This is a genomic window from Streptomyces sp. NPDC002926 (assembly GCF_053591755.1).
Genome location: NZ_JBSFUK010000035.1, coordinates 1 through 16095, shown reverse-complemented (window position 1 = coordinate 16095; position 16095 = coordinate 1). Strand labels below are relative to the sequence as shown.

The following is a 16095-nucleotide window of genomic DNA, read 5'->3' as shown; positions in this document are numbered from 1 at the left end:
CTTTTTCATACCGTTAGTGTGGGGCCCCGTCCGAGATGCTCCAGCGCCCCTACGGGGCGACCCCCCGGCCGGAGGGCCCGTACCTCAATGTCCCCCACCACAGCCGCGTTTGTTCCCGCACACCCGCCAGAGTTCCCGCGGCATGTCGTCACCGCCGTGCTCGTCTCCCACGACGGTGCGCGCTGGCTCCCCGACGCCCTCGCCGGACTCCTCGGCCAGGAACGCCCCGTACAGAACGTCGTCGCCGCCGACACCGGCAGCGCCGACGACTCCGCCCGGCTGGTCACCGAAGCACTCGGCCCCGAACGCGTACTGCACCTCGCCCGCCGCACCGGCTTCGGCACCGCCGTCGACGAAGCGGCCCGCACCGCGGGCGTACTCACCCCCGACGACCTGCCCTATCTGAAGCGGCCCAGCGGCTGGGACCCGGTCAGCAGGAGCTGGCGCGACGACGCCTACGACCTGCCCGAGCTGCCTCACGGCGAACCCGTCCAATGGCTGTGGCTCCTCCACGACGACAGCGCACCGGAGCCCGGCGCTCTCGCCGAACTCCTGCGCGTCGCCGATTCCGACGAGTACGCCGCCATCATCGGACCCAAACTCCGCGGCTGGTACGACCGCAAACAGCTCCTCGAAGCAGGCGTCTCCATCGCCAACAGCGGACGCCGCTGGACCGGGCTCGACCGGCGCGAACAGGACCAGGGACAGCACGACCAGATCCGCTCCGTCCTCTCCGTCTCCTCCGCGGGCATGCTCATCCGCCGCGACGTCTTCGAAGAGCTCGGCGGCTTCGACCGCCGACTGCCCCTCATGCGCGACGACGTCGACATCTGCTGGCGCGCCCACGCCGCGGGACACCGCGTCCTCATCGCCCCCGACGCGGTCATGCGGCACGCCGAAGCCGCCGCCCGCGAACGCCGCACCGTCGACTGCGCGGGACGCTCCGTCGCCAGCCCGCACCGGGTCGACAAGGCCGGCGCCGTCTACACCCTCCTCACCAACTCACGCGGCGCCGCCCTCCCGTACGTCCTCCTGCGCATCGTCATCGGCACCCTGCTGCGCACCCTCGCCTACCTCGTCGGAAAAGTCCCCGGCCAGGCCGTCGACGAAGTCATGGGACTCTTCGGCACCCTGCTGCGGCCCGAACGGATCATCGCCGGACGCCGCAGGCGCTCTCGGCGAGCGGTCGAGGCCGGCGAACTGCGCCCCCTCTTCCCGCCGCCGGGCGCGACCCTCCGCGCCACCGCCGAACAGGTCGCGGGCCACTTCGGCAGCGGCTCCGACGCCGACTCCGGCGGCTCCCGGCACGGCGCCGTCGAATCCGGCCCCGGCGGCGACGACGCGGACTTCCTCGAGATCGAACAGTTCGCCCGCCTCAAGAAAATCGGGCGCAAGCCAGGACCGGTGCTCTTCGCCGTCCTGCTCGTCGTCTCCCTCGTCGCCTGCCGCGGACTCTTCGGCGGCGGCGCCCTCGCGGGCGGCGCACTGCTGCCCGCCCCCGCCGACGTCTGGGACCTCTGGGCCCGCTACGCCGACAACTGGCACCCCCTCGGCACCGGCGGCACCCAGACCGCACCGCCCTACCTCGCGGTGCTCGCGGCCCTCTCCACCCTCTTCCTCGGCTCCACCGGCTTCGCACTCACCGTGCTGCTCGTCTGCTCGGTCCCGCTCGCCGGACTCACCGCCTACTTCGCCTCCCGCCCCATCGTCGAGTCCCGGCTGCTGCGGGCCTGGGCGAGCATCGCGTACGCCTTCCTGCCCGCGGCGACCGGCGCACTCGCCACCGGACGGCTCGGCACCGCCGTACTCGCGATCCTGCTGCCCCTCATCGCACGCGCCGCCGTCGCCGCCCACGGACTGCGCTGCGGCCACGGCGGCGGGCGCGGAAGCTGGCGCGCCACCTGGGCCTACGCCCTCCTGCTGACCTTCACGATGGCGTTCACGCCCATCGTGTGGCCGATCGCGCTCGTCCTCGGCATCTGCGTCCTCGTGCTGCGACGCGACGACATCACGGCGTACGGGCTGCGCTTCCTGGCCGCCGTCGGTACCCCGCTTCTCGTACTCGCGCCCTGGTCGCTGACCCTGCTCACCGGCCCGTCCGGCTTCTTCCATGAAGCCGGACTCGAATTCGGCACCGGATCGGCCTCCGCACTCGACCTCCTCGGCATGAGCCCCGGCGGCCCCAAGGCCGCGGGCGGAATCCTGCTCATCGGCATAGTCGTGGCCGCACTCGCGGCGCTGCTGCGCGGCGAACGGCAGTTCGCCGTCCGCACCGCCTGGGCCGCCGCACTCGTCGCGCTGATCTTCGCGGCACTCGCCAACGGCTCCGGCTGGGCGGGACCCGCCACCCTCGTCTACGGCATCGCGCTGCTCGCCGCCGCCGTCCTCGGCGCCGAAGGCGGCCGCTCCCGCGTCGCCGCCCAGAACTTCGGCTGGCGCCAGCCCGTCGCGGCCCTCATCGCGCTCGCGGCCGGCATCGCCCCCCTCCTCGCCGCGGGCAACTGGATGCTCAGCGGCGCCGCAGGACCGCTGCAGCGACGCGACCCCGTCCAGGTGCCCGCCTTCGTCGCCGAAGAGAGTGACACCCGCGACCAGCCCCGCACCCTCGTCCTCGGCGGCGCCTCCGCCGCCAAGGTCTCGTACACCCTCGTACGGGGCTCCGGCAGCCGCCTCGGCGACGCCGAGCTGGCCGAGGCCGGCGGCAGCGACGGCCGCCTCGACAAGGTCGTCGCCAACCTCGTCGCGGGCTCCGGAGCCGACCAGACCAGCCAGCTCAGCGGCTTCGCGATCCGGTACGTGCTCGTACGCGACGGCGCGCCGCGCCAGACCAGCCGCGTCCTCGACGCCACCCCGGGCCTCAGCCGCCTCAGCCAGCTCGACGGCAGCGCACTGTGGCGCGTCGACCGCCAGGTCGCGCGGGCCACCATCGTCACCGGCAAGACCGACCCCCTGCCCGTCGCCGCCGACCCGGTCGAGGCCCACGCCGAGATCCCGGCCGGCGCGTCCGGACGCGTGCTGCGCATCGCGGACAGTGCCGACGAAGGCTGGCAGGCCACGGTCGACGGCCGCGTACTGCCGAAGACCACCGTCGACGGCTGGGCCCAGGGCTTCGAACTGCCCGCCGAGGGCGGCCGGCTCGACCTGACGTACGACGCCCCCGCCACCCACACGGCCTGGATCTGGATCCAGGGCGCACTGGCGCTGGTGCTGCTGGTGCTCGCGCTTCCGGGCCGGCGCCGGGAGATCGACGACGATCTGCCGGAGGAGGAGATCGTCGTACCGGCCCAGCCGGTGGAGGGCGAGGGCCGCAGGGCACGCAGACTGCGCGCGCAGGCAGAGGCCGAGTCGGAGACGGAGGTGGGGACGGCCGAGCAGGTACAGGGCTATGCCGACCCGGACCAGGACCTCTACGCCCGGCCCGCCGCACAGCAGGCCGAGCAGCAGCCGACGCAGTACGCGGCAGTGCCCCAGCAGCAGTACGGCGAATGGGACGCGCAGTCGTACGCGGACACCGGGTACACCGCCCCGTACAACAACGAGCAGTACCAGGGCGGTGCCCAGTACGGCGCCGAGCAGTACGGCGACGGACAGCCCTACACCGATGGACAGCAGTACGGCGCTGCGGACCAGTACCAGCAGCAGCCGTACCAGGCCGACCCGTACCACGCCGCGACCTACGGGGACGGGCAGTACCAGGAGGGCCAGTACGACCCCTACGGCTACGGGCAGCAGGGCGGCCAGCCCTACGCCGACGGCAGCGAGACCGAACAGCATCCCGGCAACACTTCGCGAGGCGAGTCAGAGTGAAGCGCACAACCATCTCCCTGATCGCGACCACCGTCGCACTCGCAGCGATCACCGGGTTCGCCGCGCTCACCGCACCGGACGGCGGCTCGTCGGCAGAAGCCGAGGCCGCGGCGCGGCTGCCCGTCGAACGCTCCAGCCTGCTCTGCCCGGCGCCCAGCAGCTCGGAGATCGCGGAGACCGCGTACACGTCGTTCACCCCGGCCGGGAAGACCGCGGACGCGAAGGACGGCGCGGCGAAGGGCGGCGCGGCGGAACTGAAGCCGTCCGCCGCCACCCTGGCCGACCCCGGCACCGCGCCCAAGAAGGACGAAGCGAAGAAGAAGGCCACGGCCAAGGGCGGAGCAGGGAAGGACGGTGCCGCGCCGGGCGCGAAGAAGCCGGTGCCCGACAAGGCGGTGCTCGCGCTGAAGGAGCCTGGCAAGCCCGTCGCCGCCAAGGCCGGCGGCGGCGAGGCCCCCGCCCTCGTCGGCACCGCCACCGGCCGCCTCGCACCCGGCTGGACCGCTCAGCAGACCACCACGGTCCCCGTGGGCGGCTCGCGCGGCGTGCTCGGCGTCAGCTGCACCGCGCCGGACACCGACTTCTGGTTCCCGGGTGCCTCCACCGCCGAGAACCGCCAGGACTACGTCCACCTCACCAACCCGGACCCGACGGCGGCCGTCGCCGACATCGAGCTGTACGGCAAGGACGGCGCCCTCAAGACCACACTGACCGAGGGCATCCCGGTCCCCGCCGGATCCAGCGTCCCCGTTCTGCTCTCCACGCTGACCGCCGAGCCCGCCGCGGACCTGACCGTCCATGTCACCACCCGCACGGGCCGCGTCGGCGCGGTGGTGCGGGCCGCCGACGACAAGACGGGCAGCGACTGGCTGGCGGCCTCGGCCGATCCGTCGGACACCGCCGTACTGCCGGGCATCCCCGCGGACGCCACCTCGGTCCAGCTGGTGGCCTTCGCGCCCGGCGACGACGACGCCGATCTGAAGGTGCAGCTGGCGGGCGCGACCGGCCGGATCACCCCCGCCGGACACGAGACGCTGCACATCAAGTCCGGCATGACCACGGCCGTCGACCTGAAGGACGTCACCAAGGGCGAGGCCGGATCACTGATCCTCAGCCCGGCGCAGAGCAGTGAGACGACCCCGGTGGTGGCGGCGCTGCGCGTCGTGCGCGGCAAGGGCGACAAGCAGGAGGTCGCCTTCATCCCGGCGACCGCACCCGTGGGGGAGCGGGCGACCGCGGCCGACAACCGCGCCAAGGGCTCGATCCTCTCCCTGACCGCGCCGGACGGCGGCGCACAGGTCAAGGTCACCGCCTCGGCGGGTACGGAGGGCGGCACTCAGGCCGTCAAGACGTACACGGTCAAGGCCGGTACGACACTGGCGGTCGCCCCGCCGGTGCCGGCCGGCCTCAAGGGCTCGTACGCGCTCACCGTCGAGACGGTGTCGGGCGGCCCGGTACACGCCTCACGCACGCTCACGCTGCCGCAGGACGGCATCCCGATGTTCACGGTGCAGACACTGCCGGACGACCGGGGGACGGTGGCGGTGCCGGAGGCGGAGCAGGACCTGTCGGTTCTGGACGACTGACGTGTCGGTTCTGGACGACTGACGAGATCGGCCGGCAGCGGAGCGACCGCTGCCGGCCGATCTCGTCAGTCCTGGCCGTACCGCGGGTCGACCGACTCCGGCGCCAGCCCCAGCAGCTCGGCCACCTGCTCCACGACCACCTCGTGCACCAGCAGCGCGCGCTCGTCGCGATTCTTTGTCCGGATCTCGACGGGCCGCCGGTAGACCACGATCTGCGCCCGCCGTTCCTTGTCCGCGGGAGCCGAGCTGCCCAGCGGCACCGACTCGTCCGGCGCGCCCGGCACGTCCAGTACGAGGAAATCGACGTCGGCGAGCTGTGGCCACCGCCGCTCCAGCCGCTCCACCGAGTCCTGAACCAGGTCCCGGAAGGACTCGGCCCGGCTGGCGGCGAGGGGTACCTGGGGCGGGGCGACCGGCCCGCGCATCCCGCGGCCGTGGCGGTCGCGGCGACGCGGCCGTGGTTCGGACTGGCGGGGCGGCACAGAACTGTCCATCACTGACGCAGGGTAACTCTCACCGGCCTGCGGCGATCGGGTCGGCGCCTCCGGGACGGAGCATGTCGCTTATTGAACATTCCGGCCAAGCTTGGGCTCGATTGCGTACCTCCCCACGATCGCCGATCTCATCGTGATTGACCTTATTTACCCCAAGTCATGACCGCATCACCGGCGGTCGTCGCCTGCGCACTTCTCCTCCCGTGCAGGTCAGGGCAGTTGCTCCAGCAGCGTCTATGGCAGACGTCACAGCACGACACGGTGGAGTGACCTGGTGGAGAGTCGTCGCGGCCCGCTCAAGAGTGCGGTACCGTCCAACGTCGTGAGCCCTGTACGTCGCTGTTCGCGCACCGCGTGCGGCCGCCCCGCCGTCGCGACACTGACGTACGTCTATGCCGATTCGACCGCGGTCCTCGGCCCGCTCGCCACGTATGCCGAGCCCCACTGCTACGACCTGTGTGCCGAACACAGTGAGCGCCTGACCGCACCGCGCGGCTGGGAGGTTGTGCGGCTCACCGACGGCTCCGCCCCCTCCCGCCCCAGTGGCGACGATCTCGAGGCGCTCGCCAATGCCGTAAGGGAAGCGGCCCGGCCGCAGGGACGGACCGCCGAGGCCGCCGCGCAGAACGGCCGCCGGACGGCGGACCCGATGGAGGTCGCGCGCCGCGGCCATCTGCGGGTACTGCGTTCCCCGGACTCCTGAGCCCTCGCGCCACTGAAGCGCGCCCCTCCCCCTCCGGCAGTGCCCATACCTCACCCGAGCCCGCCGAGGCCCGTCGCGCTCGGCCCATGGGCGCCCGCGCTCGCCCGCGGATTCGCCTTCACGGCAGCCCAGTTCGCGGTGGCCACCCATGTACTGGCCCAACTCGTCGACCTCCGAGCGTCGTTGGTGGGCGCGGCGGCGCCGGTCGCCGTGCCGGACGCGCGGGCCGGCCGCGGAGCCGGTACGGGCCGTGGTGCTCACCGGCGTAAGGGACAGAGCGCCTCGGTACCGGGCCGGACGCTGCCTTAGTTTGTGCGGGTAGTTTGATGTGACCGCAGAGACTTCAGGAAGGTTGGCCCGTGACTGCTGATCTGTCGCAGATCGTGAAGGCGTACGACGTCCGCGGGGTGGTGCCGGATCAGTGGGACGAGGCCCTGGCCGAACTGTTCGGGGCCGCCTTCGTCCAGGTGACGGACGCGGACGCGATCGTCGTCGGCCATGACATGCGGCCGTCGTCGCCAGGGCTTTCGGGGGCGTTCGCGCGCGGGGCCGCGGCCCGCGGCGCGGATGTCACCCTGATCGGCCTGTGCTCGACGGACCAGCTGTACTTCGCCTCGGGGGAGCTGGGTCTGCCCGGCGCGATGTTCACCGCCTCGCACAACCCGGCGCAGTACAACGGCATCAAGATGTGCCGGGCGGGCGCCGCACCGGTGGGCCAGGACACGGGCCTCGCGGACATCCGCGCGCTCGTCGAATCCTGGTCCGAACAGGGCGCGCCGGCCGCGGCCGAGGTGGCGGGCACGGTGACCGAGCGGGACACGCTGACGGACTACGCCGCGCATCTGCTGTCCCTGGTGGACCTGTCGGCGATGCGTCCGCTGAAGGTGGTCGTGGACGCGGGCAACGGTATGGGCGGCCACACGGTCCCGACCGTCTTCTCGTCCCTGCCCCTCACTCTCGTACCGATGTACTTCGAGCTGGACGGCACCTTCCCCAACCACGAGGCGAACCCGCTGGACCCGCGGAACATCGTCGACCTCCAGGCCCGCGTCCGGTCCGAGGGCGCGGACCTGGGCCTGGCCTTCGACGGCGACGCGGACCGCTGCTTCGTCGTGGACGAGCGCGGCGAGGGCATCTCACCGTCGGTGATCACGGCGCTGGTGGCGGCGCGAGAGCTGGCCAAGCACCCCGGTGGCACGGTGATCCACAACCTGATCACGTCGTGGTCGGTCCCGGAGGTCGTCCGCGAGAACGGCGGCACTCCGGCCCGTACGAGGGTCGGTCACTCCTTCATCAAGGAGGAGATGGCCCGTACGGGAGCGATCTTCGGCGGCGAGCACTCGGCGCACTACTACTTCCGGGACTTCTGGAACGCGGACACCGGCATGCTGGCGGCGCTGCATGTACTGGCGGCGCTGGGCTCGCAGCACGGCACGCTCTCGTCGCTGGTCGCGGAGTACGACAGGTACACGGGCTCGGGGGAGATCAACTCCACCGTCGACGACCAGGCGGGCCGTACGGCGGCGGTGAAGACGGCGTTCGGAGCGCGCGAGGACGTGACGACCGACGAACTGGACGGCCTGACGGTGGCGACGGCGGACTGGTGGTTCAACCTCCGCCCTTCGAACACCGAGCCACTGTTGCGCCTGAACGTGGAGGCGCGGGACGAGGCGACGATGGCGAAGGTACGGGACGAGGTCCTGACACTGGTCCGGGCTACCTGACCCTGAGGGAGCCCGCCGGTCGGTGGGACGGGAATGTCGATGGTGGGACGTGTGCGCTGGTGGGGGCCGGGGCCGGGGGTCTGGCCGGGCGTCCGGGTCCGGCCAGGTGGCGCGAAGGGCGACCGGACCGGCGGGGCCGGGGGTCTGGCCTGGTGGCGCGAAGGGCTCCGGGGGTCCGGCGTATGGCCGGGCGGCGCGAAGCTGCTGCCCTGGGGGCGTGGGGGCACCCCGTACCCCCCACATCTCAAGGGCGGGCGGGTGGGGAAACGCCCGGGCCCGGGGCGGAGCCCCGGTTTCGGGAAGGGGCGGGTAGGGGAACGCCCCGCGCAGCGGCCCCACCCGCACCGCCCGTACCCGCACCCGCCCAACCCCACCCGCACCCGGCACCCCCGCCCCGCCCATCCGGAACGCCCCGCACCCCGTGCCCCGCACCGACCCACCCCAGAACGCGCCGCACCCGGCCCCCCGGCGGTAGGCTGACGTGGCTCAATCCGCATGACCGCGACCGCATGTTCGAAGCGTCTTCGACATGCGACATGCCCGAAAGGACACCCCACACATGCCGCTCGAAGCCGGCCTCCTGGAGATCCTCGCCTGCCCGGCCTGCCACGCTCCGCTCAGCGACCGCACGGCAGCCGACACACCCGAGCTGATCTGCACCGGCAAGGACTGCGGCCTGGCCTACCCGGTACGGGACGCCATCCCCGTCCTCCTCGTCGACGAGGCACGCCGCCCGGAGTAACCGGCACCACGCGCGCACCGGGACCCACGCGCGCACCGGACCACGCACAAACCCGCACCCCGCACCAAACGCACCCCGTACGAACCGCACCACAGCCGAACCGCACCACAGCGAAATAACCGCACAACAACCAAATCCCCTCGCACGCGCACGGCGATCGGAGGCCCACCCCCATGCTCGACGAGTCGCTCCTCGATGCCCCGGATGCCTTGGCCCGAGCCGATCGCCGAGGTCTCCTACGAGGGGCCGCCGAGGCCGGGGCGCGGGTACGCACCGCCGCCAGGCACGCCGCCGAGGCAGGTATCGCCGAGATCAAGCCCGAGGGCCGCCCCCGGGCCGTACTCATCGCGGGCTCCGGAACTGCCGCCACCGGCGTCGCCGACCTGGTCAGCTCGCTCGCCGGCGCCACCGCTCCCGTCGCCCGGCTCGCCCCCACCGGCGTGGCTCCGGCCGCTGGCGCCCTGCGCTGGGCGCTGCCCGGCTGGGCCGGCTCCCTGGACCTGCTCCTCATCACGACCATCGACGGCAGCGAACCCGGCCTGGCCCTTCTGGCCGAGCAGGCGTATCGCCGCGGCTGCACCGTCGTGGCAGTGGCTCCCGAGCGCTCCCCGCTCTCCGAGGCGGTCGACGGTACGCACGGCATGGTCGTCCCCATGGCCAACGCCCCGCACGAGATGTACGAGGAGACCCTGGCCGCGAGCCCCGGCGCGCTGTGGGCGCTGTTCACTCCGCTCCTCGCGCTTCTCGACCGCGTCGGCGTACTCGAGGCGCCTCCGGAAACCCTCGCCAAGGTGGCCGACCGTCTCGACGCCACCGCCGAACGGTGCGGCCCGGCCATCGCGACGTACAGCAATCCCGCCAAGACGCTCGCTGCCGAGCTCGCCGACAGCCTCCCGCTCATCTGGACGGAGGGCGCCGGCGCCGCCCCCGCGGGCCGCCGCTTCGCCGCCGTAGTGGCCGAGCTGGCCGGCCGCCCCGCACTGGTCGCGGAACTCCCCGAGGCGCTCCCCGCCCACGGAGTGCTCCTCGCGGGCGCGCTCGCGGCAGGCGCCGACCCGGAGGACTTCTTCCGCGACCGCGTCGAGGAGCAGCAGGCCCTGCGCGCCCGCGTCGTACTTCTGCGCGACCGGCCCATCGGCGGCCTCACCGCCGCGCCCGCCGCCCGCGAACTGGCGCTCGGCCACGACACCCCGATCAGCGAACTCGAACCGGATGGGGGCACCGAGCTGGAGTCGATCGCCGAGCTCCTCGCCGTCACCGACTTCGCGGCTGTCTACCTCGCCCTGACGGCCTCGGGCGCTCAGGCCTGAGAAACCCGAGTGCGGCAATACCCGGATACCGGGGCACCAGAGAACCCGGGGCACCAGAGAACCCCGGCACCTGAGAACACGGGTCACGAGCACCTGAGAAGACGAGTACCGCGAACTCAAGGAAGAACATGGACCGCCTCTCCAACACCGTGCGCCCCTACGCCTGGGGCTCCACGACCGCCATCCCGGACCTGCTCGGCGTTGCCCCCACCGGCGAGCCGCAGGCCGAGATGTGGATGGGCGCTCACCCGGGAGCGCCTTCCCGCGTCACCCGCAGCACAACGGGCCAGCCGCTGCCCGACGTCATCGACGCCGATCCGGTACGCGAACTCGGCTCCGCGGCCGTAGCGAAATTCGGACCGCGCCTCCCCTTCCTCCTCAAGATCCTCGCGGCCGGCGCCCCTCTCTCACTCCAGGTCCACCCGGACCTCGCGCAGGCGAAGGAGGGCTACGCCGCCGAGGAGAGCGCGGGCGTCCCGATCGATGCCCCGCACCGCAACTACAAGGACACCAACCACAAGCCCGAATTGATCTGCGCGCTCACGCCCTTCGACGGCCTGTGCGGATTCCGTGCGCCCGTCGAGACCGCCGATCTCCTCGCGGGACTCGAGGTGGACTCGCTCAAGCCGTACGTCGATCTCCTCCACGCCCACCCGGAAGAGGCCGCGCTCCGCGAGGTACTGACCGCCGTCCTGAGCGCCGACCCGGCCGAGATGGCCGCCACCGTCACCGAAGCGGCGGCCGCCGCGGAACACCTCGGCGGCGCCTACGCCCCGTACGCCGCGATCGCACACCACTTCCCCGGCGACCCGGGCGTCATCGCTGCCATGCTGCTCAACTACGTCCAGCTGCAGCCCGGCGAGGCCATGTTCCTCGGCGCCGGCGTCCCGCACGCGTATCTGGGCGGCCTCGGCGTCGAGATCATGGCCAACTCCGACAATGTTCTGCGCTGCGGACTCACTCCCAAGCATGTGGACGTTCCCGAACTGCTGCGCATCGTCCGCTTCGAGGCCACCGAGCCGGGCGTTCTGCGTCCGGAGGCCTCGCCCTCGGGCGAGGAGGTCTACGAAACCCCGATCGAGGAGTTCCGGCTCTCCCGCTACGCACTGGCCCCGGGCGCGGCGCCCCGCGATCTCACCGCCCCCACCCCACAGATCCTGCTCTGCACGGCGGGCAGCGTGACGGTGGCTGGCGTGCCTGGGGGGAGCGTGACCGAGAGAAGCGCGACTGCCGGCAGTACGACGGCCGGTGAGCTGACCCTCGCCGCCGGCGAGGCGGCCTTTGTCCCGGCGGGGGACAAGACGGAGATCTCCGGCACGGGATCCGGTTCCGGCACCGTGTTCCGAGCCACTGTGGTGGCCTGACGCGGCGCCATTTTCGAGGGCTGCAACAATGGCGCATCGCAAAGACCGGGCAAAGCCAGGGCGGCGACCGAGGCAAGTACGAAGGGACATCCGGCACACATGAGCGCGTCAGGCGGAACAAAGGCGATCGTGGCGGCACTGGGCGCCAACCTCGCAATCGCGGTAGCGAAGTTCGTTGCGTTCCTCTTCAGCGGCTCGTCGTCGATGCTCGCGGAGAGCGTGCACTCGCTCGCGGACTCCGGAAACCAGGGGCTGCTGCTCCTCGGCGGCAAGAAGGCCAAGCGCGAGGCGACCCCGCAACACCCCTTCGGCTACGGCCGTGAGCGCTACATCTACGCCTTCCTCGTCTCCATCGTGCTCTTCTCGGTCGGCGGCATGTTCGCGATCTACGAGGGCTACGAGAAGATCAAGCACCCGCACGAGATCGAGGCCTGGTACTGGCCGATCGGCGTCCTCGTCTTCGCGATCATCGCCGAGTCCTTCTCCTTCCGTACCGCGATCAAGGAGTCCAACGAGACACGCGGCACTCACTCGTGGACCGAATTCGTCCGCCGCGCCAAGGCCCCGGAGCTTCCGGTCGTCCTCCTGGAGGACCTGGGCGCGCTGGTCGGTCTGGTCCTGGCGCTCATCGGCGTGGGCCTCGCCCTGGGTACGGGCAACGGCGTCTGGGACGGCATCGGCACCCTCTGCATCGGCATCCTGCTCATCGTGATCGCGCTGGTCCTGGCGGCCGAGACGAAGTCCCTGCTGCTGGGTGAGGCGGCCGGTACGGACGATGTCGAGAAGATCAAGGCGGCCATCGTGGACGGTGATGTGGTCACCGGCATCATTCACATGCGTACGCTCCACCTCGGCCCGGAGGAACTGCTGGTCGCGGCGAAGATCGCGGTCAAGCACGACGACACGGCCTCCGAGGTCGCCGACGCGATCAATGCCGCCGAGGACCGCATCCGTAACGCGGTCCCGATCGCCCGAGTGATCTACCTGGAGCCGGACATCTACAGCGAGGCGGCGGCCGCGGCGGGCGTCAACCCGGCCAAGGCCCCGGGCGGCTCGGGCCCGGAGACCGCGCACTGATCTCCCGTTGGCAACGGCTCGGGCCCCGCGCATCGTTCGCGCGGGGCCCTTTCGTCTTCTGTACGGGCTACTGGATCTCGCGCAGCACACCGAGGATCGCCGTCTCGTCGGGCGCGGCGGTCAGCCGCTCCCGGAAGCCGGTGTCCATGAGCTTGCGCGACAGCAGAGCCAGGATCCGCAGGTGTTCATCACCGGCGGCCGCCTCCGGCACCGTGATCATGAAGATCAGCTTGGCCTTCGTACCGTCGAGCGAACCCCACTCCACGCCCTCCGCCGACCGCGCGAACCCGACGATCGGCGCGGTGACCGCATCAGTCTTGGCGTGCGGGACGGCGATCTCCTCGCCGAGCCCGGTGGTGCCCTGGTCCTCGCGGGCGAAGGCAGCCGCCACGAGCGCGTCGGGATCGGCGACCTTGCCGGTGCGGGCGAGCATCGCGGCCATCTCGCGGATGGCGTCTTCCTTGCTGCCGGCCGCCAGTTGGACCTTGACGGTCTGCGATGTCAGATATCCGGACAGCACATCGTCCTCGGCCCGTTCTGCCGGTTCGGTGTACGCGGTCTGCGCCGTCTGCGCGGTCTGCTCGGTCTGCGCGGCCGGTTCGGCGGGTTCGTCCTGCTCAGCCGGTTCGGCCGCAGGCGGCGGGGACGTGAGCGTGGTCTCGGTCCGTACGCCCCCGGCACCCACCCCGACAAGCGCCGGCTCGGGCACCAGCGCACCCACGCCCACGCCCACACCCAGGCCCAGGTTCACGGGCGCCGCCGCACCGCCGCCGCGGGTCCTCCGCTCCTTGACGCCGATCAGGGCATTCGTGGTGATCGCGGTGACGACGGTGCCGATCGCGACCGCCAGGAAGAACATGGGCACCCCGCCCACCGCACCGAGCACGGCCACGATCGGCCCCCCGTGCGGAACCGCGTCCTCCACGCCCGCCAGACCGGCGAACGCGCCCGCCACCGCACCACCGAGCATGTTCGCCGGAATGACCTGGGCCGGCCTGGCCGCCGCGAACGGAATCGCACCCTCCGAAATCCCGAACATCCCCATGAAGAGCGCGGCCATACCCGTTTCCCGCTCCTGCTCCGAGTAGAGCCGCCGCCGGATCAGCGTGGCGAGCCCCTGCCCGAGCGGCATGACCGGAATCGCGGCGGCGCACATACCCATGACGGTCTGGTTGCCGGTGGCGATCAGCCCGGCGCCGAACAGGAACGCGGTCTTGTTGACCGGCCCGCCCATATCGAACGCGATCATGAGCCCCAGAATGGCGCCCAGCAGAATCGCACTGGTTCCGGTCATCCCGCCGAGCCAGTCGGTCAGATGTGTGAAGACCCACGCGATCGGCTTGCCGATGACGTTGATGAAGAAGAGCCCCAGCACCGTGGTCGCGACGATCGGGATCACGATGATCGGCATGATCGGCCGGACGAACTTCGGAACCTTGACCTTCTTGATCCACAACACCAGATAGCCGGCCAGGAAGCCGGTGACGATCGCACCGATGAAGCCCGCGCCCGCCTTCGGCGAGCCGTAGAGCTCGCCGTGCGCGGCAATCCAGCCGCCGATCATGCCCGGCACGAGCGCGGGCCGGTCGCCTATGGCGTACGCGATGTAGCCGGAGAGGACCGGGATCATCAGCGTGAAGCCGACGACGCCGATGTTGTTCACGTCCAGCCAGAAGGAGTCCTTCGGGATGATGTAACCCTCGGGCGTCGCGTGACCCCCCAACGCCAGCGAGATGGCGATCAGCAGACCGCCCACCACCACGAACGGGATCATGTACGAAACGCCGTTCATCAGCGCCTTGTAGACAACGCTGCGCTCTTTTCCGCCCCCGCCCCCGCCTGCGCCCCCGCTCCCGCCCGCGCCGTCCCGCGGTGCCCCGCCTCCGCCGCCGGCCTGGTGCACGGGAGCGTGCTGCACCTGCTCGATCAGCCGCTCGGGGTGATGGATGCCCTCGGCGACCCCGGCGGCCAGCACCTTCTTCCCCACGAACCGGCTGCGGTCCACGTCCTTGTCGGCCGCGATGATGATGCCGTCAGCCTCTCTGACATCGTTGTCAGAGAGGACATTTTCGGCCCCGATGGAGCCTTGAGTCTCCACCTTCATCTCGATGCCGAGCGCCTCCGCGGCCTGGGCCAGCTTCTCCGCCGCCATATAGGTATGGGCGATGCCGGTCGGACAGGCGGTCACCGCGAGCAGCCTCAACTTCCGCTGCCCACTTGCCGTACTGGTCACGTGGTTCTCCTAACGCTTCGCTGCGCAGATCGTGCAGATGTTCCCGATCCACGCGGCATCGTGCAACACCTGAGAGCGAACGCAAAAGCCGGAAGGCTTTCACCAGGCAGGAGAGCCGGACCTCGAACATGTCCGGATCCCGGCCCGGGCGGGCTGGGGTCCGCTGGGCCGATCGGTGTAGATTCGTGACCAGAGTCAGACGTCGCTGCTGATGGCGGTCGGGCGGTTCCGTTTCACGGACCGGCCGAGGGAGAGAGGGCCTCCGACGAACTGCGCTGCGGGCGCCCGGGCATTCGTATGCCCATGGCCGCCGCAGAGCCAGCCGTACCCACCCTCGACCCACACCACGAGGAGCAGCTCGCATGTCGACTGTCACCACTGCCCAGGACTTCAAGGTCGCCGACCTATCCCTCGCCGAGTTCGGCCGCAAGGAGATCACTCTCGCCGAGCATGAGATGCCCGGTCTGATGTCGATCCGCAGGGAGTACGCCGCCGCCCAGCCGTTGGCGGGTGCCCGGATCACCGGTTCGCTGCACATGACGGTGCAGACGGCGGTGCTGATCGAGACCCTGGCCGCTCTGGGCGCCGAGGTCCGCTGGGCGTCATGCAACATCTTCTCCACCCAGGACCACGCGGCCGCGGCGATCGCGGTCGGCCCGACCGGCACCCCGCAGGCCCCGGCCGGTATTCCGGTGTTCGCGTGGAAGGGGGAGACGCTGGAGGAGTACTGGTGGTGCACGGAGCAGGCGCTGACCTGGCCTAACACGCCCACCGGCGGCCCGAACATGATCCTCGACGACGGCGGTGACGCGACCCTCCTGCTCCACAAGGGCGTGGAGTTCGAGAAGGCCGGCGCCGCACCGGACCCCTCGACCGCGGACAGCGAGGAGTACGCGCAGATCCTGACCCTCCTCAACCGCACCCTCACGGAGGCGCCGCAGAAGTGGACGCAGCTGGCGTCCGAGATTCGTGGTGTGACGGAGGAGACGACGACGGGTGTGCACCGTCTGTACGAGATGCACCGGGATGGCACTCTGCTTTTCCCGGCGATCAAT

General features: G+C 71.3%; 12 protein-coding genes. 10 read left to right on the top strand and 2 right to left on the bottom strand.

Annotation, left to right across the window (positions count from 1 at the left end):
- The first annotated feature begins 87 nt into the window (after positions 1 to 87).
- The gene (locus tag ACWDZ6_RS29860; protein WP_451505315.1) at positions 88 to 3807 is read left to right on the top strand and encodes a glycosyltransferase; all 3720 of its coding nucleotides are present in this window, start codon (positions 88 to 90) and stop codon (positions 3805 to 3807) included.
- Positions 3804 to 5393 carry a DUF5719 family protein gene (locus ACWDZ6_RS29855; protein ID WP_451505314.1) on the top strand — a complete coding sequence of 530 codons (1590 nt, stop codon included), beginning with the start codon at positions 3804 to 3806 and terminating at the stop codon, positions 5391 to 5393. The genes ACWDZ6_RS29860 and ACWDZ6_RS29855 overlap by 4 nt, the downstream gene beginning before the upstream one ends.
- Before the next feature lie 65 nt (positions 5394 to 5458).
- On the opposite strand, the gene ACWDZ6_RS29850 is transcribed toward ACWDZ6_RS29855, so the two are convergent.
- Positions 5459 to 5887: a metallopeptidase family protein gene (locus tag ACWDZ6_RS29850; RefSeq protein ID WP_366735826.1), complete on the bottom strand. Its 429-nt coding sequence runs from the start codon at positions 5885 to 5887 to the stop codon at positions 5459 to 5461.
- 274 nt (positions 5888 to 6161) lie between these two features.
- Here ACWDZ6_RS29850 and ACWDZ6_RS29845 point away from each other — a divergent pair, with 274 nt between their 5' ends.
- From ACWDZ6_RS29845 to ACWDZ6_RS29815, 7 genes are all read left to right on the top strand, one after another.
- Positions 6162 to 6590: a DUF3499 domain-containing protein gene (locus tag ACWDZ6_RS29845; RefSeq protein WP_451505313.1), complete on the top strand. Its 429-nt coding sequence runs from the start codon at positions 6162 to 6164 to the stop codon at positions 6588 to 6590.
- 39 nt (positions 6591 to 6629) lie between these two features.
- Complete coding sequence (locus ACWDZ6_RS29840; RefSeq protein WP_451505312.1) at positions 6630 to 6899, top strand: hypothetical protein; 270 nt, start codon at positions 6630 to 6632, stop codon at positions 6897 to 6899.
- Between the two features lie 50 nt (positions 6900 to 6949).
- Complete coding sequence (locus ACWDZ6_RS29835; RefSeq protein WP_451505311.1) at positions 6950 to 8314, top strand: phosphomannomutase/phosphoglucomutase; 1365 nt, start codon at positions 6950 to 6952, stop codon at positions 8312 to 8314.
- 559 nt (positions 8315 to 8873) lie between these two features.
- Entirely contained in the window at positions 8874 to 9056 is a 183-nt protein-coding gene (locus tag ACWDZ6_RS29830; protein WP_366735829.1) for a Trm112 family protein, read from the top strand.
- Positions 9057 to 9229: 173 nt separating this feature from the next.
- On the top strand, positions 9230 to 10366 hold the full coding sequence (locus ACWDZ6_RS29825; RefSeq protein ID WP_451505310.1) for an SIS domain-containing protein: 1137 nt from the start codon (positions 9230 to 9232) through the stop codon (positions 10364 to 10366).
- Between the two features lie 128 nt (positions 10367 to 10494).
- A complete protein-coding gene (manA, locus tag ACWDZ6_RS29820) occupies positions 10495 to 11730 on the top strand; it encodes a mannose-6-phosphate isomerase, class I (RefSeq protein ID WP_451505309.1) in 1236 nt (411 codons plus the stop codon).
- 99 nt (positions 11731 to 11829) lie between these two features.
- Positions 11830 to 12807: a cation diffusion facilitator family transporter gene (locus ACWDZ6_RS29815; RefSeq protein ID WP_366735832.1), complete on the top strand. Its 978-nt coding sequence runs from the start codon at positions 11830 to 11832 to the stop codon at positions 12805 to 12807.
- A gap of 67 nt (positions 12808 to 12874) precedes the next feature.
- Here the strand turns inward: ACWDZ6_RS29815 and ACWDZ6_RS29810 are convergent, their stop codons facing one another.
- Positions 12875 to 14959, bottom strand: coding sequence for a fructose-specific PTS transporter subunit EIIC (locus ACWDZ6_RS29810; protein WP_451505332.1), 2085 nt, complete (start codon positions 14957 to 14959; stop codon positions 12875 to 12877).
- 443 nt (positions 14960 to 15402) lie between these two features.
- Between ACWDZ6_RS29810 and ACWDZ6_RS29805 the strand changes: the two genes are divergently transcribed.
- The coding region (locus ACWDZ6_RS29805; protein ID WP_451505308.1) for an adenosylhomocysteinase at positions 15403 to 16095 on the top strand (693 nt) is incomplete at its 3' end.